Consider the following 2,359-nt stretch of genomic DNA (forward strand, 5'->3'; position numbering starts at 1 on the left):
CTGATTAGTCTCAAGGCAGGCGGTACAGGACTGAATCTAACTGCTGCTGATTATGTGATTCATACAGACCCCTGGTGGAATCCCGCAGTGGAAGACCAAGCCTCAGACCGCGCCCATCGTATTGGGCAACAACGCCCTGTTACTATTTATCGTCTAGTAGCAAAGGATACTATTGAAGAAAAGATTGTGCAATTGCACCACCACAAGCGAGATTTGGCGGATAGCTTTTTGGAAGGTGCTGATATTAGTGGCAAGATATCAACGGAAGCCTTGTTACAGCTGATTAGCGAAGGTTAAGGCATTTACCAAGGCTTTTTTGACAAGAATCGCTCATTCCGTAAGTTGCTTTTATCTTCGTTGAGCGATCGCTAGCGGTAAAGTCAGACTTTCTTTAACGCTAAGGTTGACTCAGCCAGCAGGATCATTTGTTACAGTAGACATCTCCAGAAATTAAATATGCGTTAACCAGAACCCTTGTAGAGACGTAGCACTGCTACGTCTCTACATTCTTTTTCGGAGATGTCTAGTTAAAGTACTTGTTCGCCACCGGGATAACAGAAGGAAGAACGGGGAGCATAGAAGCCAAAGGTAATTTCAAGCGGTCGTCTTGGTCGTAAAGCATAGACAGGATGGCTTGGTTGAAGGAACTCCAAATCAACAATTTGCCAAGGGGTAACGATCTCTGCAACATAAGGATAAACACCACTGGAGAATGAACCATTGGCTTTTTTAGTGATGTATCGCAATTGACCGCTAGCCACATTAGCAATGGTGTTACTGACCCTAGCAGTAGTGCGGATGATGGGAATACCGTTAGATTCGGTTGTAGCTATTAAGGTATTGCCATTAAGGCTCAGAGTTGTACGTCCCGGTGTTGCAGGGACGCCACGCTCTAAAACATATTTGATTACGGTAGAACTGGAGTTAAAGTAATGAGTCCACCATCTACCGGGGTTTACACCGCCAGGGGCATCAAGGTTTTGGAGATCGGCACCAAGATAAGTCAGCGAGTACGCACCAAAGCCGGAAGTCTGTTCATCAGTATCGACTACATATTGGTTCATGAAGACTGCGCCCCTGTAGTTTGGTGTGAAACGATTTGGGACTAAGGACTTCACAGCGGTAGAATCTTCCGGAATCCAGCCGAAATATAACATTCGACTATTAATAACCATCTGCGGGGCTGCAAGCTTGTTGGGTTCTTCAGCTTGTGCCGAACTATCAGTATTAGAACCAGTAATAAAATTGCCTAGTAGCGGTGTACTCCCTACTGAAGCAGCGCCAGTAATAAAGCCACCTGTCTTGAGAATTTGGCGGCGAGAAAAATTATAAGACAATTTAAGCTCCTGCAATTCTGTTTTTGTTGACTTATTAATCCGACAGAGAGTGTCCGCCTGTTTTGGATGGTGTTCTCTGCTCTTGTGATTTGAATTTAAAGAGAAATAGGGGAGAAATAGGGGAGATAATTACAATTGCAGGAAAAATTTTCAGCAGCGAATAATTGGGGGGATCAGGCTGGATCTGACAATACCTCTGGGTATGTAATTGAGTAAACAAGGTGGGTAGGCATAGCCCCACCCTTAGAGGATGTTTGAAAAGTATTTTTGGTAACATCTAAACCTCGGAAACCTAACCCCCCTTCCCTTGTAGGGAAGGGGGTTTCAAAGCCTCTCGACCTTTCGGGGAGAGGAATGGAAGCGGGGTTCATAGTATATTTTGCGACTTTTCAAACATGCTCTTAGCGCTGAATTAGTACTGCAAGAAATATATACTTTTGATGAGTGTAGTACTTAACTTAGAAGCATATTAACGATCAGTTTCAGACAGCTTCAGACAGCTTCAGATTTTCCATAATCGTCTTTAAATGAGGTTCAAACTGCTCGAGGCTGGCAAGCTGTTTAGAATGTATTACTTTTTGCCGCTGGCTCGTAGCCTGTAGTCATAATGTACAAATTCCCATTAAATGCCATATAGCTCACATACTTCTCGCGCACCTGCCCTGAGCGATCTATACTCTTAAAACCATACTTTAACCCTGGCAAATCACCAATTTTGACTTCTTCTGGTTGTTGCACCTGAACTTTGTAGGTTGTGCCATAAGTCGAAGTACGTTCTTTTGTAATCGTTTGGTAGTAATCTGCGATTATAGCTTTTAATGCAGTCAGTACCTTAGCTTTATCATTAGGATTGCTATAGGTGAATAGCCCTGGGACTAACCCAAGTTGTTCAAATTGGGTTTGCAGAATAGACTTGTCCGAAAACTCCAAAGCCAGACTGTTCAAAGCTTTGAGAGCAAGCTTTGATATCTTCGTGAAAACGTAATCATAAAGCTTTGAGATAGTTACTGATAGTTTAGAGC

General features: G+C 43.2%; 2 protein-coding genes and 1 pseudogene. 1 reads left to right on the plus strand and 2 read right to left on the minus strand.

The genetic code is table 11. The features are described from left to right. A partial coding sequence (locus H6G97_RS49980) for a helicase-related protein (RefSeq protein WP_190947642.1) occupies nucleotides 1-297 on the plus strand: 297 nt, incomplete at its 5' end. A gap of 230 nt (nucleotides 298-527) precedes the next feature. On the opposite strand, the gene H6G97_RS49985 is transcribed toward H6G97_RS49980, so the two are convergent. Both H6G97_RS49985 and H6G97_RS49990 read right to left on the minus strand, forming a co-directional pair. Beyond that, nucleotides 528-1,337, minus strand: coding sequence for a hypothetical protein (locus H6G97_RS49985; protein ID WP_190884800.1), 810 nt, complete (start codon nucleotides 1,335-1,337; stop codon nucleotides 528-530). Between the two features lie 561 nt (nucleotides 1,338-1,898). Further along, nucleotides 1,899-2,359 (minus strand): annotated as a pseudogene (locus tag H6G97_RS49990) (hypothetical protein); the annotation flags it as partial.

Source organism: Nostoc flagelliforme FACHB-838, from assembly GCF_014698065.1.
GTDB lineage: Bacteria > Cyanobacteriota > Cyanobacteriia > Cyanobacteriales > Nostocaceae > Nostoc > Nostoc flagelliforme_B.